The organism is Streptomyces endophyticus, assembly GCF_035798155.1.
GTDB classification, from domain to species: Bacteria; Actinomycetota; Actinomycetes; order Streptomycetales; family Streptomycetaceae; genus Streptomyces; species Streptomyces endophyticus.
On sequence record NZ_JAOZYC010000154.1, the window covers coordinates 1 to 24,470 of the forward strand.

At 72.7% G+C, this 24,470-nt stretch carries 19 protein-coding genes; 7 read left to right on the plus strand and 12 right to left on the minus strand.

Features of this window, described 5'->3' with window-relative positions; all coding sequences use genetic code 11:
* The 3 genes from OKJ99_RS31135 to OKJ99_RS31145 all read right to left on the minus strand — a co-directional run.
* The coding region (locus tag OKJ99_RS31135) for an AAA family ATPase (protein ID WP_326021291.1) at positions 1-2,510 on the minus strand (2,510 nt) is incomplete at its 3' end.
* The gene (locus tag OKJ99_RS31140) at positions 2,507-3,673 is read right to left on the minus strand and encodes an exonuclease SbcCD subunit D (RefSeq protein ID WP_326021292.1); all 1,167 of its coding nucleotides are present in this window, start codon (positions 3,671-3,673) and stop codon (positions 2,507-2,509) included. The genes OKJ99_RS31135 and OKJ99_RS31140, both read right to left, overlap by 4 nt.
* A gap of 118 nt (positions 3,674-3,791) precedes the next feature.
* Positions 3,792-4,412, minus strand: coding sequence for a YigZ family protein (locus OKJ99_RS31145; RefSeq protein ID WP_326021293.1), 621 nt, complete (start codon positions 4,410-4,412; stop codon positions 3,792-3,794).
* 123 nt (positions 4,413-4,535) lie between these two features.
* Between OKJ99_RS31145 and OKJ99_RS31150 the strand changes: the two genes are divergently transcribed.
* Together OKJ99_RS31150 and OKJ99_RS31155 are read left to right on the plus strand one after the other, a co-directional pair.
* Positions 4,536-6,506, plus strand: a complete 1,971-nt coding sequence (locus OKJ99_RS31150; protein ID WP_326021294.1) for an APC family permease — start codon at positions 4,536-4,538, stop codon at positions 6,504-6,506.
* 72 nt (positions 6,507-6,578) lie between these two features.
* A complete protein-coding gene (locus tag OKJ99_RS31155; protein WP_326021295.1) occupies positions 6,579-6,986 on the plus strand; it encodes a CoA-binding protein in 408 nt (135 codons plus the stop codon).
* 21 nt (positions 6,987-7,007) lie between these two features.
* On the opposite strand, the gene OKJ99_RS31160 is transcribed toward OKJ99_RS31155, so the two are convergent.
* Positions 7,008-7,982 (minus strand): TauD/TfdA dioxygenase family protein, encoded by a 975-nt coding sequence (locus tag OKJ99_RS31160; protein WP_326021296.1) that lies wholly within the window; start codon positions 7,980-7,982, stop codon positions 7,008-7,010.
* A 471-nt stretch (positions 7,983-8,453) separates the two neighbouring features.
* Here OKJ99_RS31160 and OKJ99_RS43805 point away from each other — a divergent pair, with 471 nt between their 5' ends.
* The 5 genes from OKJ99_RS43805 to OKJ99_RS31180 all read left to right on the plus strand — a co-directional run bounded on the left by OKJ99_RS43805 (position 8,454) and on the right by OKJ99_RS31180 (position 14,016).
* Positions 8,454-8,540: a putative leader peptide gene (locus OKJ99_RS43805; RefSeq protein WP_407700804.1), complete on the plus strand. Its 87-nt coding sequence runs from the start codon at positions 8,454-8,456 to the stop codon at positions 8,538-8,540.
* A 154-nt stretch (positions 8,541-8,694) separates the two neighbouring features.
* Positions 8,695-10,287 carry an ABC transporter substrate-binding protein gene (locus OKJ99_RS31165; RefSeq protein WP_326021297.1) on the plus strand — a complete coding sequence of 531 codons (1,593 nt, stop codon included), beginning with the start codon at positions 8,695-8,697 and terminating at the stop codon, positions 10,285-10,287.
* Between the two features lie 2 nt (positions 10,288-10,289).
* Positions 10,290-11,234: an ABC transporter permease gene (locus tag OKJ99_RS31170; RefSeq protein ID WP_326021298.1), complete on the plus strand. Its 945-nt coding sequence runs from the start codon at positions 10,290-10,292 to the stop codon at positions 11,232-11,234.
* Positions 11,235-11,242: 8 nt separating this feature from the next.
* The gene (locus OKJ99_RS31175; protein WP_326021299.1) at positions 11,243-12,112 is read left to right on the plus strand and encodes an ABC transporter permease; all 870 of its coding nucleotides are present in this window, start codon (positions 11,243-11,245) and stop codon (positions 12,110-12,112) included.
* Complete coding sequence (locus OKJ99_RS31180; protein ID WP_326021300.1) at positions 12,109-14,016, plus strand: ABC transporter ATP-binding protein; 1,908 nt, start codon at positions 12,109-12,111, stop codon at positions 14,014-14,016. The genes OKJ99_RS31175 and OKJ99_RS31180 overlap by 4 nt, the downstream gene beginning before the upstream one ends.
* 5 nt (positions 14,017-14,021) lie before the next feature.
* On the opposite strand, the gene OKJ99_RS31185 is transcribed toward OKJ99_RS31180, so the two are convergent.
* From OKJ99_RS31185 to OKJ99_RS31220, 8 genes are all read right to left on the minus strand, one after another.
* Complete coding sequence (locus OKJ99_RS31185) at positions 14,022-14,852, minus strand: class I SAM-dependent methyltransferase (protein WP_326021301.1); 831 nt, start codon at positions 14,850-14,852, stop codon at positions 14,022-14,024.
* Positions 14,853-14,953: 101 nt separating this feature from the next.
* Complete coding sequence (locus OKJ99_RS31190; RefSeq protein ID WP_326021302.1) at positions 14,954-18,850, minus strand: amino acid adenylation domain-containing protein; 3,897 nt, start codon at positions 18,848-18,850, stop codon at positions 14,954-14,956.
* Entirely contained in the window at positions 18,847-19,086 is a 240-nt protein-coding gene (locus OKJ99_RS31195) for a phosphopantetheine-binding protein (RefSeq protein ID WP_326021303.1), read from the minus strand. The genes OKJ99_RS31190 and OKJ99_RS31195 overlap by 4 nt, the downstream gene beginning before the upstream one ends.
* Positions 19,083-19,724, minus strand: coding sequence for an isochorismatase family protein (locus OKJ99_RS31200; protein ID WP_326021304.1), 642 nt, complete (start codon positions 19,722-19,724; stop codon positions 19,083-19,085). Before OKJ99_RS31200 ends, OKJ99_RS31195 begins: the two co-directional genes overlap by 4 nt.
* 14 nt (positions 19,725-19,738) lie before the next feature.
* Positions 19,739-21,373, minus strand: coding sequence for a (2,3-dihydroxybenzoyl)adenylate synthase (locus OKJ99_RS31205; RefSeq protein WP_326021305.1), 1,635 nt, complete (start codon positions 21,371-21,373; stop codon positions 19,739-19,741).
* Positions 21,370-22,560 carry an isochorismate synthase gene (locus tag OKJ99_RS31210; protein WP_326021306.1) on the minus strand — a complete coding sequence of 397 codons (1,191 nt, stop codon included), beginning with the start codon at positions 22,558-22,560 and terminating at the stop codon, positions 21,370-21,372. The genes OKJ99_RS31205 and OKJ99_RS31210 overlap by 4 nt, the downstream gene beginning before the upstream one ends.
* 92 nt (positions 22,561-22,652) lie before the next feature.
* The gene (locus tag OKJ99_RS31215) at positions 22,653-23,462 is read right to left on the minus strand and encodes a 2,3-dihydro-2,3-dihydroxybenzoate dehydrogenase (protein ID WP_326021307.1); all 810 of its coding nucleotides are present in this window, start codon (positions 23,460-23,462) and stop codon (positions 22,653-22,655) included.
* Positions 23,459-24,442 carry an ABC transporter substrate-binding protein gene (locus OKJ99_RS31220; protein ID WP_326021308.1) on the minus strand — a complete coding sequence of 328 codons (984 nt, stop codon included), beginning with the start codon at positions 24,440-24,442 and terminating at the stop codon, positions 23,459-23,461. Before OKJ99_RS31220 ends, OKJ99_RS31215 begins: the two co-directional genes overlap by 4 nt.
* Positions 24,443-24,470: the final 28 nt, after the last annotated feature.

Sequence of the window (24,470 nt, forward strand, 5' to 3'; positions counted from 1 at the left end):
GTCTGCACACGCACGTCGGCCGCCTGCGCGGCGGCCCGGGCCGCGGCGACGTCGGCGGCGGGTCTGCGGGCGGCCTCGGCGGTGTCCTCCTCGGCGAGCACCGCGCGTACGGCCGCCTCCTCCGACTGCCGGGCGTCCAGGCGGTGTTGGAGCGCGCGGTGCTGGTCGTCGTCGAGCAGTGCGGCGGCCGCGGCCTCCGGCGTGTCGAACCCGGCTCTGAACGCCGCGTCGGCGAGTCGCGCGTCCGCTTCCTTGAGGCGCCGCGCCGTGTCCTCGACGGCGCGGGCCGCGTCGGCCGCGTCGGTGAGCAGCGCGCCCCGCCGCTCCAGTTGCGCCGCGCGCGCCTCGACGCTCTCGGCATCGCCCCGCGCCGTCGTCAACTCCCGTTCCAGACCTGCCCGTTCGCGGTCCATGGCGTCACGCAGCGACGTACGGGCGGCGGTGCGCTGCGCGGCCTCCTGGCGGGCGGCGAGGCGGCGCTCGCGCTCACTGTCGGCGCGGGCGAGGGTCTCGCGGGCGGGGTGCGCGGTGGACGCGAGGGCGTGTGTCTCGGCGTGTCGCGCCGTCAATTCACGGGCGGCCTCGGCGAGTTGCGCGGCCGGGGCCTCCCCTGCCGCGGCCTTCGCGGCCGCCAGCTCCTCCCTTACGCTGCCCAGGGCGCGCTCGGCGCGGGTGCGGCGCTCGTCGGCGGTGCGGTAGGCGGCGAGCGCGGCCTCTTCGGCGGCCCGGTCGACGTGCCCCTCGGACTTCCGCATGGGCGCGGGGTGTTCGGTGGCGCCGCACACGGTGCAGGGTTCGCCGCCGACGAGGGCCTCGGCGAGTTCGGCGGCGACGTCGCGCAGTCGCTGCTCCTTCAGGCCGAGCCAGTGCTCGTGCGCGCTCGCCGCCTGCTCGCGGGCGCGCAGCGCGTCGGTCTCGGCGGCGTCCGCGCGCTCGGTGAGCCGGTCGCGCTCGACGGCGGCGCGGGCCTGCTTACGGGCCGGGTCGAGTTGTCCCGCGAGGTGTTCGGCGCGGGTCGCGGCCTCCTGCGCCTCGTCGACCCGGGCCTGGAGGTCGGCCCGGCGCTCCTCCCAGCCGTCGAGCCAGCCTTCGGTGTCGGCGAGCAGGTCGGTGTCGGCGCGCTCCTCGCGGTCGAGGTCGGCGCGCTCCCGCGTGAGCTCGGCGAGCCGCCGCTCGGCCCGCCGCGCCGCGTCGAGCCCGCCGAGCTCCTGGGCGACGCGCCGGGCGGCTTCGGTGAGCGCGTCGGGCGAGACCGGGATGGCGGGGTCGGCCGTCGCGTCCCCGAACCCCGACGTTCCGACGCCGGACGCGTCACGCGCCCCCGGTTCGGTCGGTGCCGGGAGGAGTCCGTCCGCGGCGCCACCCGCCGGCCCGTGGGCACCTGCGTCCCCCTGCCCGGCCACCAGGCCGTTCGCCCCCGGCCATACGCCCCGCAGCTCCCCCCGGGTCCGCCGGTCCTCCTCCAATGCCTCCCGGTGCGCCGCGTCCGACTCGTCCCGGAGGTCCAGCGCCGGCTCCACCGTCCCCGCCTTGCGGGCGCGGTCCATGCGGTCCTGGAGGGCGTGGTGCTCCCCGGCCCGCTCCTCCAGGGACGCCGCCCGCTCGCGCGCCTGCGCGAAGCGGAGTTGCAGGCGGTGGGTCTCCGTCGCGTCGGACAAGTCGTGCTGCGCCGCGATCCGCGCCGACTCGGCCGCGTCCAGGGCGAGATGGGCGTGCGTGAAGTGTTCGCGCGCGGTCGAGCGGGCCGTGGCCGCCCAGGTCAGGACGGCGTCGGCGATGCCGGGGTCGCCCGGCGTCGCGTCGACGGGGGCCAGTTCCACGACGTCCCCGCCCGCCTGCTGCATGCGGTGGGCGTCGGCCAGCAACTCCGCGTCCCCGGCGGCCACTTGCTTCTGCGCCGCCTTGCGGTCCTCGGCGAGCCGCTGCTCGACGGCGGCGAACCGGTGCGTGTCGAAGAGACGGCCGAGCAGCTTGCCGCGGGCCTCCGCGTCGGCCCGCAGGAAGCGCGCGAAGTCGCCCTGCGGGAGGAGGACCACCTGGCAGAACTGGTCCTTGCTCATGCCGAGCAGCTGCGTGATCTCCTCGCCGATCTCCTGGTGGGAGCGGCTGAGGTCCTTCCACTTGCCCGCCACGGCGTCGTACTCGCGCAGCCAGCTCTGCGCCTTCTCCGTCGTGAAGCCGGTGCCGCGCTTCTTGGGCCGGGCGAACGGCGGCTGCCGGGTGATCTCCAGGCGGCGGCCCGCGACGGTCAGGTCGAGGGTGACCTCGGTGCGCACACCCGCCTCGGCGTGGTCGCTGCGCAGGTTCTGTCCCTGGCCGCTGCCGCCCTGCCTGGCGCCGGGCACGGACCCGTACAGCGCGTAGCAGACCGCGTCGAGGACGGAGGTCTTGCCCGCGCCGGTCGGGCCGTGGAGGAGGAAGAGCCCCGCCGCCGACAAGTCATCGAAGTCGACCTTCTGCGTGGCGCCGAAGGGGCCGAACGCCGTGATCGTGAGTGTGTGCAGCCTCACCGGGCCACCTCGCGCACCACATCGTCCGCGCGCACCGCGTCGAACGCCGCCCGCAGCAGCGCCCGCTCGCTCTCGTCGGGCCCTGCGCCCCGGACGTGGGTCACGAAGTCCTCCGCGATCTCGTGGTCGTCGCGCCCCTTGAGGCGCTCGGCGTAGCTGGCGTCCGGCTCCTCGTCGTCCGTGCGGCGCGGGTCGAAGAGCAGGCTGAGGGTGTGCGGGAAACGGTCGGCGAGGCGGGCCATCGGGTCGTCCGGCCGGATCGCGTCCGTGAGCGTCACCTCCACCCACGACTCCTCGTGCCGGGCGAGGTCCGGGTCGTCGAGGAGGTCTTCGAGGTCGCCGCGGAGGCGGACCAGCGGGCGCGGCACCGGGCAGTCGAGGCGCTCGGCGGTGACCGCGCCCCCGGCGTCGAGGTCGATCAGCCACATGCTCTTGCGGTGGTCGGCCTCCGAGAACGAGTACGGCAGCGGGGAGCCCGAGTAGCGGACCCGGTCGCTGATGACCTGGCTGCCGTGCAGGTGTCCGAGCGCCACGTAGTCCGCGCCGTCGAAGACACCGGACGGCACGGCCGAGACGCCGCCCACCGTGATGTCCCGCTCGCTGTCACTGGGCGCGCCCCCGGTCACGAAGGCGTGCGCGAGGACGACGGACCTGGTGCCGGCCGGGCGCCCGGCGAGGTCGGCCCGCACCCGGTCCATGGCGGCGGCGAGCACCTGCTCGTGCCCGGCCTTCGCCACCCCGAACTCGTCCTTGACCAGGGCCGGTTCGAGGTAGGGAAGTCCGTAGAACGCCACGTCGCCGTGCGCGTCCGGCAGCACGATCGGCTCGCCGGAGCGGGCCGGTTCCGTACGGAGGTGGATGCCGGCCCGGCCGATGAGGCCCGCGCCGACGCCGAGGCGGCGCGCCGAGTCGTGGTTCCCGGAGATCATCACGGTGGGCACGCCGAGCTCGGCGAGGCGGTGCAGCGCGTCGTCGTACAGCTCCACGGCGGCCAGGGGTGGCACCGCGCGGTCGTACACGTCACCCGACACGACCACCGCGTCGACGCTGCGCTCGCGGGCGGTGGCGACGAGGTGGGCGATGAACGTGGCCTGGGCGTCGAGCATGTTCACGCGGTGGAACGAGCGGCCCAGGTGCCAGTCGGACGTGTGGAGCAGCCTCATGTTGCACGAGGCTAACGGGTGGGTCTGACATCGGTGGCGCCTCGCGTTACGGGAGGCGTTTCTCACGACTCGGGGCTCCGCCCCGGACCCCGCTGCTCAATCGCCGCAGGGGCTCCAATCAACCGTACGCCTCCCCGCCCAGTTCGAAGCCCGCCGTGCCCGCGCTCGCGTCCGCCAGCCAGCCGCGGAAGCGGTCGAGGTCCGATTCCGGGAGGCCGATCTCGATGGTGACGGCCTCGCCGTACTGGACGTCCCGCACCTCGCAGCCCGTGGACCGCAGGTCGTTCTGCATCTTGCCCGCGCGCGTGTGGTCGACCGTCACGGTGGCGAGGCGGAAGCGGCGGCGCGTCACCGTGCCGAGCGTGTCGAGGGCCTCGCCCACCGCGCCTCCGTAGGCGCGGATGAGGCCGCCGGCGCCGAGCTTCACGCCGCCGAAGTAGCGGGTGACCACGGCGACGACGTAGCGCATGTCGCGCCGCGTGAGCATCTGCAGCATCGGCACGCCCGCCGTGCCGCCGGGCTCGCCGTCGTCGCTCGCCTTCTGTACGGAGGCGTCGGCCCCGATGACGTACGCGTAGCAGTTGTGGTTGGCCGTCGGGTGTTCCTTGCGGACGCGCGCGACGAAGGCCTGGGCCTCCTCCTCGGTCGCGGCGGGCGCGAGCGCGCACAGGAACCGGGAGCGGTTGATCTCTGTCTCGTGCACACCCTCGCGGGCCACCGTGCGGTACTCGTCCTGCATCGGACCAGCGTATGCGCAGGTGTCACAGGACTCGCCCCCGCCCGATGCACAGGTGACGATGTGGTGGATACTCGCTCGTCGTCCCAGACAGTCGCCCGAGTCGCCCGACAGGAAGCACCGCACATGACCGGCATCCAGGCCGAGAGCCCTGCCGCCCCGGCCGCCTCCACGAGCCGTTTCCGCTCCTGGCTGCTGGAGGGGCTGAGCGAGCAGACGGCCCGCCATCAGGGTCCGCACGGGCACGTCCCCGAGGAGCACAAGGGCCACAAGTGGTGGCGCGTGATGTGCCTGACGGGTGTGGACTACTTCTCCACGCTCGGCTATCAGCCGGGCATCGCGGCGCTCGCCGCGGGCCTGCTCTCTCCCCTCGCGACGCTCGTCCTGATCGCGCTCACCCTGCTCGGCGCTCTGCCGGTGTACCGCAGGGTCGCGAAGGAGTCGCCGCACGGCGAGGGTTCGATCGCGATGCTGGAACGGCTTCTGCCCTGGTGGGCGGGGAAGCTGTTCGTGCTCGTGCTGCTCGGTTTCGCCGCCACCGACTTCATGATCACGATGACGCTTTCGGCTGCGGACGCGGCGGCGCACGTCGTGGAGAACCCGTTCGCGCCGTCCGGGCTGCACGGCGAGAACACCTGGATCACGCTGGCGCTCCTCGTGGCGCTCGGCGCGGTCTTCCTCAAGGGGTTCCGGGAGGCGATCCGGGTCGCGGTGGTGCTCGTGGGCGCCTATCTGGCCCTGAACATCGTGGTGCTGGTCACGGCGGCCGCCCATGTGTTCACCGAGCCGGTCAAGATCGGCAACTGGTGGGACGCGATGACGGCCGAGCACTCCTCGCCGTTCATGATGATCGGCGTCGCGCTGCTCGTGTTCCCGAAGCTGGCGCTCGGCATGTCCGGGTTCGAGACGGGCGTCGCCGTGATGCCACAGGTCCAGGGCGACTCCACGGACACGTACGCGCAGCCGAAGGGCCGCATCCGCGACACCCGCAAGCTGCTCACGACGGCCGCGCTGATCATGAGCTGTTTCCTGCTTCTGTCGAGCCTCGCCACGACGATCCTGATCCCGCAGCACGAGTTCGAGGCCGGTGGTTCGGCGAACGGGCGCGCGCTCGCGTATCTCTCGCACGCCTATCTCGGCGAGGGCTTCGGCACGGTCTACGACGTCTCCACGATCGCCATCCTGTGGTTCGCGGGTGCCTCCGCGATGGCGGGCCTGCTCAATCTGGTCCCCCGCTATCTGCCCCGCTACGGCATGGCGCCCGAGTGGACGCGGGCCGTGCGCCCGCTGGTCCTCGTCTTCATGGCGGCCGCGGTCCTCATCACCCTCTGGTTCAACGCCAACGTCGACGACCAGTCCGGCGCGTACGCGACCGGTGTGCTGGTCCTCATGCTCTCCGCGTCGTTCGCCTCGACGGTCGCGGTGCACCGGCGCGGCCACCGCAAGTCGACGATCGGCTTCGGCGCGATCACGGCGGTCTTCGCTTACACCCTGGTCACCAATGTCGTGGAGCGCCCGGACGGCATCAAGATCGCCCTGATCTTCATCGCGGCGATCCTCATCACCTCCTTCGCCTCCCGCGTCCACCGCGCCTTCGAACTGCGCGCGGGCGCGGTCACGTACGACGAGACGGCCCTGCGCCTGATCGACGAGGCGGCGGCGCAGGGCCCGCTGCGGATCATCGCGAACGAGCCGCAGGAGCACACCACCGCGGAGTACCGCGACAAGGAGCACTGCCAGCGCGAGGACACGCCGATGCCGGACACCGGCGGGGTGCTGTTCCTGGAGGTCTTCATCCAGGACTCCTCCGACTTCACCGAGGACCTGCTCGTCCACGGCGACGAGAAGCACGGGGTGCGCCGGCTGCGGGTGCGCGGCCCCGGCGTCCCGAACACGGCCGCCGCCGTCCTCATGGACCTGCGCGACCGCACCGGCAGCGTCCCGCACGCCTACTTCAACTGGACCGAGGGCCACCCCCTCGGCCACCTGCTGCGCTTCCTGGTGTTCGGCGACGGCGAGGTCGCCCCGGTCACCCGCGAGGTGCTGCGCCGCGCGGAGCCCGACCCGGAGCGCCGCCCGCGCGTGCACGTGGGCTGAGCCCTCCGGAATCCCCGCGCCACGCGGGGAGTTACCCGTAGGGATACCGCTTCCCACCCCTCAGGAGGTCCCATGTACGGCGATCACGACACGGTCCGCAAGATCCTCACCGGGACCGGGGACACCTGGGCGGTGGTCGGCCTCTCCTCGAACCAGGCCCGCGCCGCCTACGGGGTCGCCGACGTCCTCCAGCGTTTCGGCAAGCGGATCGTCCCGGTGCACCCGAAGGCGGAGACCGTGCACGGCGAGCAGGGCTACGCGTCGCTCGCGGACATCCCCTTCCCCGTCGACGTGGTCGACGTCTTCGTCAACAGCGACCTCGCGGGCCCGGTCGCCGACGAGGCCGCCGCGATCGGCGCGAAGGCGGTCTGGTTCCAGCTCGGCGTCGTCGACGAGGCGGCGTACGAGCGGACCCGGGGGGCCGGGCTCGACATGGTCATGGACAAATGCCCCGCCATCGAGATCCCCCGGCTCGGCTGACCCGACCCGCCGCGGGATCCCCTACGCCTCCGCGAACGCCCCGTCCGTGGAGGCGCCGGAGGCGATGCCGTACTCGGGCTCCGGGACCGACGTGGGGGCCAGCAGTGTCGAGCGGCGGCCGTCCACGCCGACCGGTACGTCGCCGTCGATGGTGACGCGGCGCAGGGTGCGCGTGTGGGCGTCGGAGTCGTCCACGCCGTAGTGCTGGGTGGCCCGGTTGTCCCAGATGGCGACGTCGCCGGCGCGCCACTGCCAGCGGACCGTGTTCTCCGGGCGCTCGACGTGCGACTGCAGGATGCCGATCAGCGCGCGCGAGTCGCGGGCGTTGAAACCGGTGAGCTTCTGCAGGAAGTTGCCGAGGATCAGGGTGCGTTCGCCGCTCTCCGGGTGCACGCGCACGACCGGGTGCTCGGTCTGGAACTTGGTCGCCGTGAACACCTTGCGGTGCTGTTCGATCGCCGCGGAAGGTGCCTCCGGGCGGGCGGCGGCGTAGTCGTAGTCGTTGGTGTGCACGCCGCGCAGGGTGTCGGCCAACGCCCGCAGGGATTCCGGGAGTTCGGCGTACGCGGCCGCGGTGTTGGACCACAGGGTGTTGCCGCCGTACGGCGGGACGACCTCGGCGCGCAGGATGGAGAAGGCGGGGTACGCGGGCACGAACGTGACGTCGGTGTGCCACTGGTTGGCGCGCCCGCCGTGCTCGTTGTCGATGCCGAGCGCGTAGCGGCCATCGACGGACGGGACGGTGGGGTGGGCGACCGGGGTGCCGAGGAGGCGGGCGAACGCCTCGTGGCTCCCGGCGTCGAGGTGGTCCTGGTCGCGGAAGAAGACGACCTTGTGTTCCACGATGGCGGCCCTGACCGCGGCCACGGTGGCCTCGTCCAGGTCTCCCCCGAGGCGGACCCCGGAGAGCACGGCGCCGATCCGGCCGCCGACCTTCTGGACGGTGACTTCGGGCGCGGTGGGCGTGGTGGCCGCTGCGGGTGCGGTGGACGTCATGGCGGGACCCCTTCACTGGGTGGGTGGGCGGTTTCCGCCTCCGCCGGGGCGGCAGGCTGCGGCGCGGGGGCGGGCACAGGGGCGGAGGACCGCGGTGGGAGCGGGAGCTGCGGGTCGAGAGCGTCAGCGGCACGGACACGCGAACGGTGCCGTGCGCTCCAGGTCGACGTGGAGCCGCGTCACGAGCTGCATCGTCGTCGCGGTCATGAACAGGAGCTTGGCCAGCGGCCCGAGAGCCGGTCAAGGCTCCGCCGGATCGCTTCACGACCCTGCAATGCGTGCGACATGCGTTCCCACATACTGGACCGTCCGCGCTTCTCGTCGCGGCCGCGCCCCCGGCACCGAATCCGCTGGTCAGGAGTGCGCCGCAAGCTTGCGGCAATGCGGCCGCAACGCCGCCGCCACACCCACAACTCCACGCGCCACACCGGCTGTTGACCCCCTCGCGCGCCCCCTGCCATTCTGCTGCGCGTGATCCCGGACCTGCCGCACCTCAGCTGCCGCCGGCACGTCGACCTCTGTCGACAGGCCAGCGCGATCTGTGCCGTCCGCCACTGACCGCACGCGCCTCTGATCACACCGGGCCCGCCCACGGCCCGCCCCTTCCCGTGCCACCCGCCGTACCGCTGAGCGCGTGATCGCGCTCGCGGTGCGCCGCGCCCCGGCACGCGCCGCCCCTTCCTGCCGCAGCGAAACGAACAGGTACTCCGCCATGCGCACACGCCCTTTCCCGCCCCCGGATCCGCTGTCGCGGCGCACCGCCCTGCGCGCCGCGGGCGCAGGCGCCCTTCTCCTCGGCGCGGGCGGCGGGCTGGCCGGCTGCCGGTCGGCCGTGTCCGCGCAGGAGGGCGCGGCGGCGGCCGGACCGAAGCGCGGCGGAAAGCTGACCATCGGCATCAACCAGGACTTCACCCCCGCGCTGCTGTACACGCAGAGCGGCGAGTCGTTCCAGAACCGGCTGATCTACAACACCCTGATCCGCTATGACGACCAGCTCAAGCCCCATCCGGAGCTGGCCACTTCATGGGAGTACGCCGCCGACGGCAAGAGCATCACGCTGACGCTGCGGGACGACGTGACGTACCACGACGGCCGGAAGTTCACCGCGGACGATGTCGTCTTCGCCGTGGAGAACCTCAAGAAGCCGGAGCGCTCGGCCCAGTTGGCGGCGACCGCGAGGACGGTGACCGGGTTCGAGAAGCGCGGCGAGCACGAGCTGGTCCTGAAGCTGGCGCACCCCGTGAGCAATCTCTTCGACCTCTTCGAATTCATGATCATCACGGATCGGCACACCGTCGACGAGGCCGTGAAGGGCACGAAGCTCAACGGCACAGGACCGTTCCGCTTCAAGGAGTGGCGGCCGGGGACCGCCCTGACCCTGACCCGCAACGACACGTACTGGATACCGGATCGCCCCTACCTGGACTCCGTCGAGCTCCGCCTCTACACACAGCCCGACGCCCTGCTCTCCGCGCTGCGTTCGGGCCAGGTCCACCTCTCGTACCAGGTGTCGGGGAAGCATCTCGCGACCCTGCAGAGCAACGCGAACTTCACGATCAAGAAGTACAACACCGGGAACGGCGCCGTGTACGTCGGCGCCTCCGTGCACGAAGCGCCGGCCGATTCCCGCGAGTTCCGGCAGGCCGTCGCCTGGGCCGTCGACCGCGACCGCGTCGTGAAGCAGGCACTCGGCGGCTACGGCCTGGCATCCGCCGCGCCCTGGCCCCGTTCCTCGCCCGCCTACAGCGAGGCCAACCGCACCCACTACACACACGATCCCGGCAAAGCCAGACAACTACTGAAGGCCTCCGGCGTGCCAACGAAGCACACCCTGCCGCTCGGCCACCCGACCACGCCGCTGCACACCTCCATCGCCGAGATCGTCCAGTACGACCTCCAACAGATCGGCATCCGCACGGAGTTGCAGCCGTCCGACCCCGCCTCGTTCCAGAAGAAGCTGATCTCGGGCACCATGCCGACCCTCTGGATCAACGGCCACGGCTTCGCGCAGGTGCAGCCCGCGACCCTGGCCGTCAGCGCGTACCCCTTCAACGAGGCCAAGAACACCTCGGGTTACGGCTCCGACGCGTACACGGAAGCCGTTCAGGACGCGTGGCGGCACAAGGACCCCACCGGGGCCAAGGCCCTCGCTCGGTACCAGAAGATCTCGGACCTGCTGCTCGACGAGGCGTTCATCGTCGACCTCGCCGTCCAGAGCGCGGTGCAGGTCGCCGCCAAGGAGCTGCACGGGCCGCGGCTCACGAAGTTCTCGTATCTCGACCTCGACGACGCGTACCTGGTGTGACCATGACTCGCCATCTGCTCAAGAAGCTGCCCTCGGCACTCCTGGTGCTGTTCCTCGCCTCCTTCCTCATCTTCGCCATCCTGCGCCTCGTCCCCGGCGACCCCGCCGATCTGCTCGCCGGACCCGACGCGAGCCAGGCGTCCGTCGCCGCGATCCGGGACCAACTCGGGATGGACGAACCCCTGTTGACGCAGTACGCGACCTGGATCGGAGACCTGCTGCGCGGCGACCCCGGCCCCTCGTACGCCATCGGCGGCGAGGTCTCCGACCTGATCGGCGACGGGCTCGGCGCCACCGTCGAACTCACCCTGGGCGCCCTCTTCTTCACCGTCGCGCTCGCCCTGCTGTTCGGCGTGCTCGGCGCGACCTCGCGGCGGGGCCCCGTGCGGGCGGCCGTACGCGCCCTGACCACCGCGGCCCTCGCCGTGCCGCCCTTCGTCACGGGCGTACTGCTGGTGCTGGTCTTCGCGGTGGGACTCCGTGTGCTGCCCGCCGGCGGCCGGATCGGCCTCTTCGACGCACCCGATCTGGAGCTCCAGTACCTGCTGCTGCCCGCCCTGTGCCTCGCCCTGCCCAGCGCCGCCGTGCTCGGCCGCTACCTCGGCGACGGCCTGGAGCGGGCGCTGGCCGAGGACTACGTCCGCACCGCCACGGCAGCCGGTGTCGCGCCGCGCAGGCTGCTGTGGCGGCATGCGCTGCCCAACGCCCTGCCGCCCGTCGTCACCCTGCTCGGCATGCAGGTCGGCCATCTCCTCGGCGGCGCCGTCCTGGTGGAGGCGATCTTCGCCTGGCCGGGGCTCGGCCAGCTCGCCGAGCAGGCGCTGACCCGCCGCGACTACCCCGTCGTCCAAGACCTGTTGCTGCTCCTCGTGGCGGTCTTCGTCCTCGTGCAACTCCTGACGGACCTGCTCTACGCCCTGCTCGACCCGCGCATCCGGTGGGAGTGACCGCTGCCATGACCACACCGTCCCCCGTGCTGCCGAGGAAGCCGCGCGTACGCAAACGGGGCTCCTCGCATCCGTACGTCGCCGCTCTCACCTCCACCCGCGCCCGGATCGGCCTGACCCTGATCGGCCTGGTCGTCCTCGCCGGGCTGCTCGCGCCGCTGCTCGCCTCGCACAGCCCGACCGCGCAGAGCGGCCAGGCGCTCGCGGGCCCCGGCTCCCCCGGTCATCTCCTCGGCACCGACGACCTGGGCCGCGACCTGCTGAGCCGGGTGCTGTACGGCATCCGCACCGACCTCGCGGTGATCGCGCTCGCGGTGCCGCTGGGCGCAATCCTCGGCTGCGCCTTCGCACTGCTCGCCACGGCGCACCCTGCGCTCGACACGGTGGTGCAGCGGGCCTTCGACCTGGTCCTCGCCTTCCCGGGTCTGATCCTCGCGCTCACCATCACGGCCGTGCTCGGGCCCGGCCGGCTGCCCGTGATCATCGTGATCGCGCTGGCCGAAGTCCCGGTGTTCGGACGGCAGTTGCGGGCCGGGATCCTCGTCCAGCGGACCCGCGAGTACGCCGTCGCCGCCCGCGTGGGAGGCACCGGCCGGGCCCGCCTGGTGCTGCGGCACATCCTGCCCAACTGCGCCGATCCGCTCGTGGTGCAGATCGCCGTCTCGCTCACCGTCGCCGTCTTCCTCGAAGGCGCGATGAGCTTCCTCGGGGTCGGCGTCCGTCCGCCCGAGCCCACGCTCGGCGGCATCCTCAACCAGGCGCTTCCGTATCTGGCCCAGTCCCCGTCCTTCGCCGCCGGGCCGCTGCTCGCCGTCACCTTCCTCGTCCTCGGCCTCTCCCTGCTGGCCGAAGCCCTGAACCGGGAGATCCGCCGATGACACCCCCGCCGACCCCGCCACTGCTCGACGTGCGCGGCCTCAGCGTCGACTTCCCCGTCCCGGACGGCAGGACCGTGCACGCCGTACGGGACGTGTCCTTCACCCTGCGGCGCGGCGAGACCCTCGCCGTGGTCGGCGAGTCCGGCTCCGGAAAGTCGACGACCGCGCTCGCCCTGACCCGGATGCTGCCCGGCGCGGGGCGGATCACCGCCGGTTCCGTACGCCTCGACGGCACCGAACTGACCACCGCGGGCGAGCAGGAGCTGCGTGCGGTGCGCGGCGCCCGGATCGGGATGGTCTTCCAGGACCCGATGACCTCGCTCAACCCTGTGCTGTCCGTCCGCGCCCAGCTCGACGACGTGCTGCGGGCGCACGGCGGCGGGAACCGCGCCGCCCGCCGGGCCCGCGCCGAGGAACTCCTCGGCCTGGTCGGCGTCCCGAACCCGCGGCGCCGCCTCGACGACCACCCGCACCAGTTCTCCGGCGGCCAGCGCCAGCGCGTCCTCATCGCGATGGCGCTGGCCAACGAGCCGGACGTACTCCTCGCCGACGAGCCGACCACCGCGCTCGACGCGACCGTGCAGGAGCAGATCCTGTCCCTGGTGACCAGGCTCAACGAGGAGACGGGCACCGCGCTGGTCCTCATCACCCACAACATGGGCGTCGTCGCCCGCACCTGCGAGCGGGTCCTGGTGATGTACGGCGGCTCCGTCGTCGAGGACGGGCCCACGGCCCGGGTCCTCACCCGGCCCCGGCACCCGTACACCGGCGGGCTGCTCGCCGCCGTGCCGCGGTTGTCCTCGCCGTCCGGTACTCGGCTCACCGGGATACCGGGCGCCCCGCCCGACCTCTCGCTCCCTCTCGCCGGGTGCGCGTTCGCGGCGCGGTGCGGGTTCGCGGATGCGGAGTGCGGGACCGGGCGGCCGGTGCTGGGTGATTCGGAGGGTGGGCATCTCGTGGCGTGCCGGCATCCGGACGAGGTGGCGGCCGATGGGTCCCAACGCCACGGGGCTCCGCCCCGGACCCCGCTGCTCAATCTCCCCCAGACTCCGTCCGGGGGGACCCCCTGCAGGGGCTTGAATGGCCCACCCGCCGCTGGGGACTTGAATGGGCTCGACGAGGGCCCGGACGGGGCTCCGGTTCTCGCGGCCAGCGGTCTGCGTAAGGAGTTCCGGGGGCGGCGCCCGTTTGTCGCGGTCGACGGCGTGTCGCTGAGGCTGCACGAGGGCGAAACCCTCGGGCTCGTCGGTGAGTCCGGGTCCGGGAAGTCCACCCTCGCCCGCCTGCTCGCCCACGCCCACCCGGCCGACGCCGGCACGATCGCCCTGCGCGGCGAGGACGTCACCCGGCCCTCCCGCGAGGTGCAGCTGGTCTTCCAGGATCCGTATGCCTCCCTCAACCCCCGCATGACGGTCGGCGACATCATCGGCGAGCCGTTGCTCGTGCACGGTCTCCAGCCGGAGCGCACGGCCCGCCGGGCCCGCGTCGCCGAACTCCTGGAGCTTGTCGGCCTGGACGCGGCAGCCGCCGACCGGCTGCCGCGCGCCTTCTCCGGCGGCCAGCGCCAGCGCATCGGTATCGCCCGCGCCCTGGCACCCGAACCGTCCGTCCTGATCTGCGACGAACCCGTCTCCGCGCTCGACGTGTCGGTCCAGGCGCAGATCGTCAACCTGCTCTCCGACCTCCAGGGGGACCTCGGTCTGGCCCTGCTGTTCATCGCCCATGACCTGGCGGTCGTCCGTCAGGTCAGCCACAGGGTCGCGGTCATGCACCGGGGCCGGATCGTCGAGACGGGGCCCGCGGACGAGGTGTGCGAGCGCCCCCAGGACCCGTACACCCAGGCCCTCTTGGCGGCGGCTCCCGACCCGGTACCGGCGGCGGCACCGAGCGTCCACGCCGCGTGACCGCGCTACCGGCGGACGGCGAGGCGGAGTTCCGTCATGTACCGCTTGGTGACCCGGCCCCCGTAGTGCGTGTCGATGAGCGTGCCGATGCAGTCGAGCAGGCCGGCGCGGGCGGCCGGGGCGAGGGCGAGGGTGCCCGAGAACGTGCCGAGCAGGTCGAGGTAGTCCGCGGTGCGGTAGGTCAGTTCCCGTTCGTAGCGGCGGAAGACGGGCGGTTCGAAGCGGTCGGCGCCGGGGAGCGCCGCGTTGCCCTGTTCGACGTTCCGGTTCGGCGACTCCTGGCTGTCCTGCGGGATGTCGGCGGCCTGGGCGAGGCGCAGGCCCGGCGGGGTCGTCGGGTCGAAGCGCAGGTAGCAGCCCTGGGCCTCCGCGAAGAAGTCCTCGGTGCCGCCCGCGACATGGTGGGTCGAGACGGTCGCGAGCGTCCCGCCGGGGCGTAGCGCGTCCGCGCTCTTGGCGACGCGTACGGCGGGGTCGATCCAGTGGAAGGAGGTAGCGGCGAGAACGAGGTCGAAGGGCTCGGGCGGCAGCGGCCAGTCCTCGAAGGCCGCCACGTCGACCGTCACGTCGGGATACGGCGCCAGGTCGGCACGGGCCACAGCCGCAAGCTCCGCGCCGAGTTCGACGGCGGTGATCCGGCAACCGCGCTCCGCCAGCGGCACGGTCGCCTTGCCCGTACCGGCTCCGATCTCCAGGACTCGACACCCCGGCCCCGCCCCGGCGAGTTCGGCGAGGTCGTCGAACATACGGGGCGGGTAGCCGGGGCGGGCGCGGTCGTAGCGTTCGGCGTCCTGGGTGAAGGTGGCGCGCAGGCGTTCGCGATCAGTGTCGGTCACCCGGGCACGCTACTCGCCGGGCCGAGGTGTGCGCTCGGAATAGTGTCGCAGTCATACGTAAAACTGCGACACTATTCCGAGCGCACACCTCTCCTCCGCAGTCAGTCCTCCAGCTCCTTCAAGCGCGGCGCGAGCGCCGCCGCGATCCGCTCCACGTACTCCTCCTTGAGCAGCTCCGGGTGGGTGCACGGCAGATCGTGGTTGGTGATCCGGCCCGTGATGTGCGGGCGCCAGGCCTCACGGGTCAGCCAGTTCTCGGGGCGCGGGGCGGCGGCCGTGAAGAACAGGACGTCGCCCTCGTAGCGGCGGTGTTCGTGGGCGCGCATCATGCGGGCGTGATTGGGGACGATGTCGACGATCCGCGAGAGCGTGCTGTCCTTGAGGCCGGCGAGGGGACTGCCCGCCTTGCGCAGGGTGGCGAGGACGTCCTCGCGGGTGGCCTCGTCGGTGCGCTCGAAGCCGGCCATGCGCAGGACGGCCGTGAGGGCGTCGCCCTCCTCCGGAGCGGGGCGCTCGCGCCACTGCTCGGCGGGGAACGCGTCGAGCAGGGCGAGGAGTTCGACCTGTTCTCCCGCCTCCTGGAGCAGCACGGCGACCGTGTGCGCGAGGATGCCGCCGACCGACCAGCCGATGAGCCGGTAGGGGCCGTGCGGCCGGATCCGGCGGATCTCGTCCACGTAGTCCGCCGCCTGCTCCCACAGGGTGGCGGGCAGCGCATCGTCCGAGGTCAGGCTGCGCGCCTGGAGTCCGTGCACCGGCTGCTCCCGGTCGAGGCGCGCGGTCAGGCCCGCGTAGCACCAGGAGATGCCGCCTGCCGGGTGGATCGCGAAGAGCGGCGGGTGGGCGCCCTCGCGACGCAGCGGCAGGACGACACCGAGGGCGTCCGTGGACACCGGTGACGTGTCGTCGATGCGGGCCGCGAGCGCCGCCGGTGTGGGCGATTCGAAGAGCGAGCCGATGGTCAGTTCCGCGCCGAGTTCCTCGCGGACGCGGTTGACGAGGCGCACCGCGAGGAGCGAGGTGCCGCCCAGGTCGAAGAAGGCGTCGTCGGGGCCCGCCCCTTCGGCGTCGAGGACCTCGGCGAAGAGGCGGGTGAGCGTCTCCTCGCGCGGGCTCGACGGGGTCCGGGAGCCGCCGCCTCGGGCGAAGACGGGTGCCGGGAGTCGGCGGCGGTCCAGCTTGCCGTTGGGGCTGAGCGGGAACGCGTCGAGCGGCACGATCGCGGAGGGCACCATGTGCTCGGGCAGGGTGCGGGACAGCGCGGCGCGGATCTCGGCCGGGTGGGGCGAGGCCCCTGTCACGTATCCGACGAGGCGGTCGTCGAGGACCAGCGCACACGAACCGTCGACCCCCTTCAGTGCCGTCAACTCCGCCTCGATCTCGCCGAGTTCGATGCGCTGGCCGCGCAGCTTGACCTGGTGGTCGGTGCGGCCGAGGTACTCGACCTCGCCGCGTTCGGTCCAGCGCGCGAGGTCGCCGGTGCGGTACATGCGCAGGCCGTTGTACGACGTGAAGGGGTCCGGAACGAAGCGCTCGTCGGTCAGCTCGGGGCGGTTCAGATAGCCGTCCGCCAACTGCCGTCCCGCCAGGTACAGTTCGCCGAGCACGCCCGGCGGGCACGGCTGTCCGGCCGGGTCGAGGACGTACAGGCGGGTGTTCCACACCGGGCGGCCGATGGGCACGGGTCCCGCACCGGAGGGCTCGCACGCGTGGTACGTGACGTCGACGGCGGCCTCCGTCGGGCCGTACAGGTTGTGCAGTGCCACGCCGGGGAGCGCCCGCGCGAAGGCGTTCGCCGTCTCGCGGGGCAGGGCCTCGCCGCTGCAGAAGACGCGGCGCAGCGCGCCCGCGCACGAGGCGGCGCCCGGTTCCGCGAGGAACACCTGGAGCATCGACGGCACGAAGTGGCAGGTGGTGACGGCTTGTTGGCGGATGATCCGGGCCAGGTACGCCGGGTCCTTGTGGCCGCCCGGTTCGGCGACGACGAGCGTCGCGCCCTCGCGTAGCGGCCAGAAGAACTCCCACACCGACACGTCGAACGAGGACGGGGTCTTCTGGAGGACGACGTCGGCGGCCCCGATGCCGTACTCGTGTTGCATCCAGCGCAGCCGGTTGTCGATGGCGGAGTGCGGGACGACGACGCCCTTGGGCCGGCCGGTCGATCCTGAGGTGTAGATGACGTAGGCGGGGTGGGCGGGGGTGAGCGCGCGGCCCGGGTCGACGGTGGCGTACGCGGAGAGGTCGAGCCCTTGGAGGACGACCAGCGGTGTGCCCGCGCCGCTGGGGAGGCGGTCCGCGACGTCGGTGACGGCGCAGACGGGTTCGGCGTCCTGGAGCATGTAGGTGAGGCGCTGCTCGGGATAGTCGGGGTCGAGCGGCAGGTACGCGGCGCCGGACTTGAGGACGGCGAGGAGCGTCACGATCAGCTCGGCCGAGCGCGGGACGGAGACCGCGACGAGGCGGCCGGGGGCGGCGCCCAGCGCTTGCAGGTGGCGCGCCAACTGGTTGGCTCGCGCGTTGAGTTGTGCGTAGGTGAGCACCGTGCCGTCGTACACGAGCGCGGTCGCGTCGGGGGTGCGGGCGGCCTGTGCCTCGATGGGGCCGATGAGGGTGGTGGGTGGCAGGGCCCGTTCGGTGCGGTTGAACTCGTCGAGGACGAGGGAGAGTTCGGCCGGGGTGGCGATGGTGTGCGTGGCGAGCGGCGCCTGCGGGTCGGTCTCGGTGAGGCGGCCGAGGAGGTCGAGGAACCGGGCCTGGTGTGCGGCGAGGTCCTCGTCCTCGTAGAGCGCCGGGTTGCCGTCGTGGTCGATGCGCAGGCCGCGGCCGTCGGCGCGGTCGTAGATGTTGACCGTGAGGTCGTCGACGGGGCCTGCCGACAGGTTGTGGGCGCGGGCCGGGGCGCCCGCGAACTCGGCGCCGTAGTCGAACGGCATGACGTTGACGAGCGGTCCGACGAGACCGCGGCTCTCGCCGAGCAGGCCGAGGTCGCGGCGGATGTCCTCGTAGCGGTAGCGCTGGTGGCGGCGCACCTGCCGTACGCCGAGGACCACTTGGCGTACGAGCTCCGCGAAAGTGGCGTCCGGGGTGACGGTCAGGCGCAGTGGCAGCACGTTCATCACCATGCCGGGGACGCGCAGCGCGACCGAGCCCATGCGGCCCATCATCGGAAGGCCGAGGACGACGTCCGACCGGCCGGTGGCGCGCGAGGTGTAGAGGGCCTGCGCGGCGATGAGGACGTCGGGCCAGGTGGCGCGGGTGCTCGCGGCGAGTTCCTTCAGCCGCTCGGTCGTGTCCGGCGCGACCCGTGCCGTACGGCGGTGGAAGGACCGGGACGGGAGCGCGCCGCGGCCCGCGAGCCGTGGTGCCTCCGGGCGGTCGGCGAACGCCTCGCCCCAGTGCGCGCGGTCGGCGGTGAAGGCGTCGGATGCGCGGTACTCGGCGTCGACGGCCAGCAGGTCGGCGAGTGTCTCGAAGGCGCGGGGGCCCGGGTTGTCGCCGCGCACGAGTGCCGTGTAGATCGCGGCGGTCCTGCCGACGAGGAGGGAGTAGCCGAAGCCGTCGATGACGAGGTGGTGGATGCGCTGGTACCACAGCCAGCGCCGCTCCCCCACGCGGAACAGGGCGTGCCCGAACAGCGGCCCCTCCGCCAGGTCGCAGGGTTCGGCGAGGTCGGCGCGCATCCAGGCGAGGGCCTCGTCCTCGCTCAGGTCCTCGCGCACGGTCAGCGGCAACTCGACGCTTCCGCACACGCGTTGGCGCGGTCCGTCGGGGGTGTCCTCGACGCGGACGCGCAGCGCGTCGGCCTCGGTGACGACCCGGCGCAGCGCTTCGGCGAAGAGTTCCGGGTCGAGGTCGCCGTCGATCGCCAGGTACTCGGCGGTGTTCTGCGCGGGGCTGAGCGGGTCGAGGGCCTGCGCGAACCACATGCCGGACTGGGCGGCGGTGAGCGGCAGCACGAGGTCACGGGCCCCGGCGTGCTCGCTGACAGTTGCGGTCATGAGGCGGCCACCCCCAGGATCTTCGCCCAGGCCTCGATGGCCGGCTGTTCGGCGAGGTCGACGAACGAGGCCTCCGCGCCGTGGTCCCTGCGCCAGCGTTCAAGGAGGGTCATGACGCGTACGGAGTCGAGCCCGTAGTCGACGAGGTTCTCGTCGAGGGGTATCTCGGCGGGGTCGTCCTCGCCCAGGCAGTCGGCGACGTCCTCGCGGATCCTCTGAACGGTGAGGGTGGTCATGCGGCCCGTACCTCCTTGATGAACGTCTCGGTGGTGGTGACGACGGCGCAGCGGCCGGCGGCCCAGCGCAGCGCCATGTCGTGGTCCTCGCGGGTGAAGTCGGCGACGGCGTCGGCGACGACGAACGCCTGGATGTCCCGCATCCACGCGTCGGCGGCGCTGATCAGCACGCCGATGTGCGCGTACACGCCGACGATCACCAGCTGGTCGCGGCCCGACTCCCGCATCAGCTCTTCCAGTTCGGTGCGGACGAACGCGCTGTACTTCCACTTGGTGAGGACCGTGTCGCCGGCCTCGGGTGCCACGGCCTCGGGCATGGCGAGGACGGCGGGGTCGTCGGCGACGCCGGGGCCCCAGAAGTCGAGCTGCAGCCCGCGCTCCTCGGGGGTCTGGCCGCCGCGCTGCGCGGAGTAGTGGACGGGGATGCCGAGGCCGCGGCTCTCCTTGAGCAGCCGGGCGGTGTTGTCGAGCATGCCGGTCAACGGCTGTTCGGCTTGGGGGTACTTGGCGAGGAAGTGGTGCTGGAGGTCGTGCACGAGCAGCACGGCGCGGGCCGGGTCGACGGTCCAGGGGACGCGGTTCGCGGGGAGCTCTTCGGGGGTCGGGAGCGGGTAGGCGGCGATGGCGGGCAGGGCCATGGTGGGGGTACCTCTCAGTGCTGCTCGGCGGCGGACCGCTGGTGCTTCTTGCTGATCTTGCCGATGCCGGTCTGCGGGAAGGCGTCGACGAATTCGACGAGGTCGGGCACCTTGTACGCGGCCACGCCCCGTTCCCGTACGAACCGCTTCACGGCGACGGGCCTCAGGGGTTCGGCGTCCGCGCGCAGGATGACGTAGGCGAGGGAGCGTTCGCCGAGGTACTCGTCGGGGACGCCGACGACGGAGACGTCGTGCACGGCCGGGTGGGCGAGGAGGATGTTCTCGATCTCCTCGGGGGCGATCTTCTCGCCGCCCCGGTTGATCTGGTCCTTGGCCCGGCCCTCGACGACGAGGTGGCCGGTCGGGGTGCGCCGCACGATGTCGCCGGTGCGGTAGAAGCCCCCAGCCGTGAAGGAGCGGGCGTTGTGCTCGGGGGCGCGCCAGTAGCCGCGGATGGTGTACGGGCCGCGGGTGAGCAGATGCCCGAAGCCGCCGTCGGGGACGTCCTGGTCGGCGTCGTCGACGACGCGCACCTCGTCGTCCGGGGAGATGGGCAGCCCCTGGGTGGCGACGACCGTCTCCGGGTCGTCGTCCAGGCGTGTGTAGTTGACGAGTCCTTCCGCCATGCCGAAGACCTGCATCAGGCGGCAGCCGAGGGCGGGTTCGAGGCGGCGGGCGGCCTGTTCGCTGTATTTGGCGCCGCCGACCAGGACGAGTTCCAGGGTCGACAGGTCGTGTGCGGTGCCGGCCGCGGAGTCGGTCCAGACGAGGGCGAGCGGCGGTACGAGGCCGGTCATGGTGATCCGCTCGCTCGCGACGAGCGGGAACGCGGTGTCCGGGTCGGGTGCGGGCGCGAGCACGACGGTGCCACCCGCGTACAGCACGCCGAGCCAACCCGGGCTGCTCATCGGGTAGTTGTGGGCGGCGGGCAGCACGACGAGGAAACGGGTGTCGGCGTCGACGCCGCAGATCTCGTTGGAGCCCCACAGCGAGTACAGGTAGTCGTCGTGGGTGCGCGGGATGAGCTTGGGCCGGCCGGTGGTGCCGCCGGACAGCTGGAGGAAGGCGAGTTGGTGCGGCTCGGGCCCGTCCAACTCCGCTGGTTCGGACGGCACTTCGGACAGCGCGGTGTGTTCGCCGGGGTCGTCCCCGACCACGAACACGTGCTTCAGGCTCGGGGCCTCGGCCCGGACCTTGCTCGCCAGTGCCCGGTGGTCGAAGCCCGCGTGCCGCTCGGGGATCACGTAGGCGACGGCGTCGGTGAAGGAGCAGAAGTACGCGATCTCGCTCTCGCGGTGCGCGGGCAGCGCGTACACGGGGAGCGCACCGATGCGGAACAGGGCGAAGACGACCTCGACGAACTCGCCGACGTTCGGCAGCTGGACGACGACGCGGTCGCCCTTGCGTATGCCGCGCGCCACGAACCCGGCGGCCAACCGGTCGACCTGGTCGTCGAGTTGGCGGTAGGTCCAGGTGCGTCTGGGCGGGGCCGGGTCCACGAGGGCGATCCGGTCGGGGTGGGAGGCGGCACGCTCGCGCAGCACCCCGCCGAAGGTCTCGCCGCGCCAGTACCCGGCGGCGCGGTAGCGCTCGGCGTACTCGGCGGGCCAGGTGGGGGCGTCGACGCCGGGGGTGAGGGGGCTGGTCACAGGGCAGCTCCTACGGCGTTCAGGAAGGTACGGAACTTCGCGCCGGTCTCGGCGGTCTCGGCCTCGGGCGAGGACTCGGCGACGACGCCCGCGCCCGCGAACAGGCGCAGCAGCCTGCCCTCGGCCTCGGCGCAGCGGATGGTGACGACCCACTCGCCGTCGCCGTCCGCGTTCTGCCAGCCGACCATGCCGGTGTAGGCGCCGCGGTCGAACGGCTCGGACTCCGCGATGACTTGGCGGGCGAGACCGGTCGGTGTGCCGCACACGGCGGGGGTGGGGTGCAGGGCGGAGGCAAGGTCGAGGGCGGTGGTGCGCTCGGGGTCCGCGAGTTCGCCGGTCACGGTGGTGGACAGGTGCCACATGGCGGCCGTCCGTACGAGGGTGGGGCGGGCCGGGACGTCGATGGTCCGGCAGAACGGGGCGAGGGCCGCGCGCACCGCGTCCACCACGACGGCGTGCTCGTGCAGGTCCTTCGCCGATTCGAGGAGGGCGGCGGCGCGGCGCACGTCCTCGGCGAGGTCGGCGGAGCGCGGCGCGGAGCCCGCGAGGGGGTTGGCGGTGAGGGTGGATCCGGCGCGGGAGACGAGGAGTTCGGGGCTCGCTCCGATGAGCGTACGGCCGGGGGCGCTGGGCACGGCGAAGGTGTAGCCGGCCGGGTCGCGGCGGGCGAGGCGGCGCAGCATCGCGGGGAGGTCCGGGGCCTGCGGGGCGGTCAGTTCGAGGGTGCGGGCGAGGACGACCTTGTCGAACTCACCGGCCTTCATCCGGTCGACGGCCGCGGCGACGGCGGCTCCGTACACCCCGGGCTCCGGAACCTCGCGCACGGACCACTGGGTGCCGGCGTGCGGCACGGGCAACGCGATGAGCGGATCCTCGCGCAGCGGCGGCGCCGAGCGCACGGAGCGCGGGACGGCGAGCGCGGGAGCCGCGTCGGGGTCGAAGGGCAGGGCGCCCATCACGACGGGATTCGGATCCCCGGCACTGCGCCGGGCATCCAGCAGCGCCCGCACACGCGGACTCAACGGGCCGTCTCTGTGCGGGAGTTCGGCGACGACACCATGCCCGAGGAGGGTCCGGTGCGGGGTGGCGAGAAAACGATCGGTGACGGGCGCGTACTCCTCCAGGAGCGCGGTGGCGGACCCGGGCGAGACGAGCTCGGGCACACGGGTACCGACGACGGTGGTCATGGGCGTCTCCAAAGGTGGGCAACTCAAGCCCCTGCGGCGATTGAGCAGCGGGGTCCGGGGCAGAGCCCCGTGGCGTAGGAACGGCCGACCGGTCACCCCCGGAGGGTGGCGCCGCCATCCACGTACAGGTCCTGCATCGTGATGTGCCGGGCCCTGTCACCCGCGAGGAACGCGACCGCCTCCGCGATGTCCTCGGGGTCGGCGATCCGGCCGAGGGGGATGCCGGTGCGGTGCGCGGCGAGGTCGCCCTCGATGACCGAACGGGCACCGGCCTCCACGTCACCGCCGGGGCCCGCTTCCCACATGCCGCGCTGCATGTCGGTGAGGGTGGAGCCGGGGCAGACGTTGTTGCAGCGCACCCCGTGTGCGGCGACCTCCAGGCCGAGGCATTTGGTGAACATCGCGGTGGCCGCCTTCGACGCGGCGTATGCGGCCATGCCGTGGCGGGGGATCCCGGCCGCGTTGGAGGCGACGGTGACGATGCTGCCGGCGCCGCGCCGTGTCATCCGGCGGGCGGCGGCGCGGGAGACGTGCATGACGCCGTTGGTGTTGACGGCGAAGCAGGCGGCCCAGTCCGCGTCGGCGAGGTCCACGACGGATGAACCGCGCAGGATTCCGGCGACGTTGACGGCGATGTCGAGGGGGCCGAGGGTGTCCTCGGTGTCGGCGACGAGCGCCTCGACTGCGGCCGCGTCGGTGACGTCGAGGGAGCGGGCGACGACCTGCCCTTCGGCGTAGGGGGCCGCGGCCTTGGCGACGGCTTCGGCGTCCAGGTCGGTGGCGAGCACGCGGGCGCCGCGTCCGGCGAGCGCGGCGACGACCGCCTCGCCGATCCCCCGGCCCGCCCCCGTGACGAGGGCGAGCCGGCCGGCCAGGTCCTGACCAGTGATCGGGGTCGTCACTTGGCGAGCGCCCCCTTGATGTCGTCGAGGACGGTCCGCGCGGCGAGCGGGCCGCCCGAGCTGTTCCACGCCGAGCCGTCGATGACGACGACGTGACCGGCCTTCTCGGCCGTCAACTTGCCGAAGTTGGTGACCTTCTTGGCCGCTTCGTAGGCCTTCTGGCTGTCGTCCTTGCTGCCGAGGGCGCCGAGGAACAGCCAGTCGCCGTCGATGGTGGCGAGCTTCTCCAGGGAGACCGGCTCGCTGTGTCCGGTGCTGGCGCCCTGCTGGTCCTTGGGCCTGTCCATGCCGAGCGCCTTGAGCGTCGAGCCGACGTGGCCCTCGCCCTTGCCGACGACGGAGGGCGCGCCGTCCTGCCAGCGGATGACGGAGACGGACTTTCCGGCGTTGCCGCCGAGCTTCTTCTTCGTGTCGGCGACCTGCGTGTCGAAGTCGGCGAGCCACTTCTTGGCGTCGGACTTCTTGTTGAGGGCGTCCGCGGTGTCGGTGAAGGCCGTCTTCCAGTTCTCGTTGAGCTTCGCGGTGACGACGGTCGGCGCGATCTCCTGGAGCTTGTCGACGGTCTTCTTCGCGCCGGTCGTCTCGTCGAGGAGGATCAGGTCGGGCTGGAGCGCGGCGAGCTTCTCCATGTCGGCCTCGGCGACGGAGGCGACGACCTGCGACTTCGCGGCCTTGTCGGCGAGGTACGAGGACACACCCTGCTGCCCGCGGCCCGCCGTGGTGCCGACCGGCTCGACGCCGAGGGCGAGCGCCGCGTCGAGGGTCGGCTCGCTGAGCGCGACGACCTTCTTGGGGTCGCTGGGCACCTTGACCTTGCGGCCCTGGGCGTCGGTGAGCTGCCGCGTCTTCGACGCGGAGCCGGCCTTCTCGGCGCCGCCGGCGTCGTCTCCGCTGTCGCTGCCGCAGGCGCTCAGGAGCAGGGCGCCCGTGACGGCGGCGGCCGGTATGAGGGCGGCGCGGCGGAATCTCAGGGAGGACATGTGCGTAGGGCTCCTTAGGGCAAGGGGA

Coding starts and splice junctions, on each gene's coding strand:
- OKJ99_RS31190 (WP_326021302.1), bottom strand. CDS start 18,850: ATGACCGCAACTGTCAGCGAGCACGCCGGGGCCCGTGACCTCGTGCTG.
- OKJ99_RS31200 (WP_326021304.1), bottom strand. CDS start 19,724: ATGGCCCTGCCCGCCATCGCCGCCTACCCGCTCCCGACCCCCGAAGAG.
- OKJ99_RS31145 (WP_326021293.1), bottom strand. CDS start 4,412: ATGCAGGACGAGTACCGCACGGTGGCCCGCGAGGGTGTGCACGAGACA.
- OKJ99_RS31170 (WP_326021298.1), top strand. CDS start 10,290: ATGACTCGCCATCTGCTCAAGAAGCTGCCCTCGGCACTCCTGGTGCTG.
- OKJ99_RS31150 (WP_326021294.1), top strand. CDS start 4,536: ATGACCGGCATCCAGGCCGAGAGCCCTGCCGCCCCGGCCGCCTCCACG.
- OKJ99_RS31210 (WP_326021306.1), bottom strand. CDS start 22,560: ATGACCACCGTCGTCGGTACCCGTGTGCCCGAGCTCGTCTCGCCCGGG.
- OKJ99_RS31140 (WP_326021292.1), bottom strand. CDS start 3,673: ATGAGGCTGCTCCACACGTCCGACTGGCACCTGGGCCGCTCGTTCCAC.
- OKJ99_RS31155 (WP_326021295.1), top strand. CDS start 6,579: ATGTACGGCGATCACGACACGGTCCGCAAGATCCTCACCGGGACCGGG.
- OKJ99_RS31165 (WP_326021297.1), top strand. CDS start 8,695: ATGCGCACACGCCCTTTCCCGCCCCCGGATCCGCTGTCGCGGCGCACC.
- OKJ99_RS31195 (WP_326021303.1), bottom strand. CDS start 19,086: ATGACCACCCTCACCGTTCAGAGGATCCGCGAGGACGTCGCCGACTGC.
- OKJ99_RS31175 (WP_326021299.1), top strand. CDS start 11,243: ATGACCACACCGTCCCCCGTGCTGCCGAGGAAGCCGCGCGTACGCAAA.
- OKJ99_RS31180 (WP_326021300.1), top strand. CDS start 12,109: ATGACACCCCCGCCGACCCCGCCACTGCTCGACGTGCGCGGCCTCAGC.
- OKJ99_RS31220 (WP_326021308.1), bottom strand. CDS start 24,442: ATGTCCTCCCTGAGATTCCGCCGCGCCGCCCTCATACCGGCCGCCGCC.
- OKJ99_RS31160 (WP_326021296.1), bottom strand. CDS start 7,982: ATGACGTCCACCGCACCCGCAGCGGCCACCACGCCCACCGCGCCCGAA.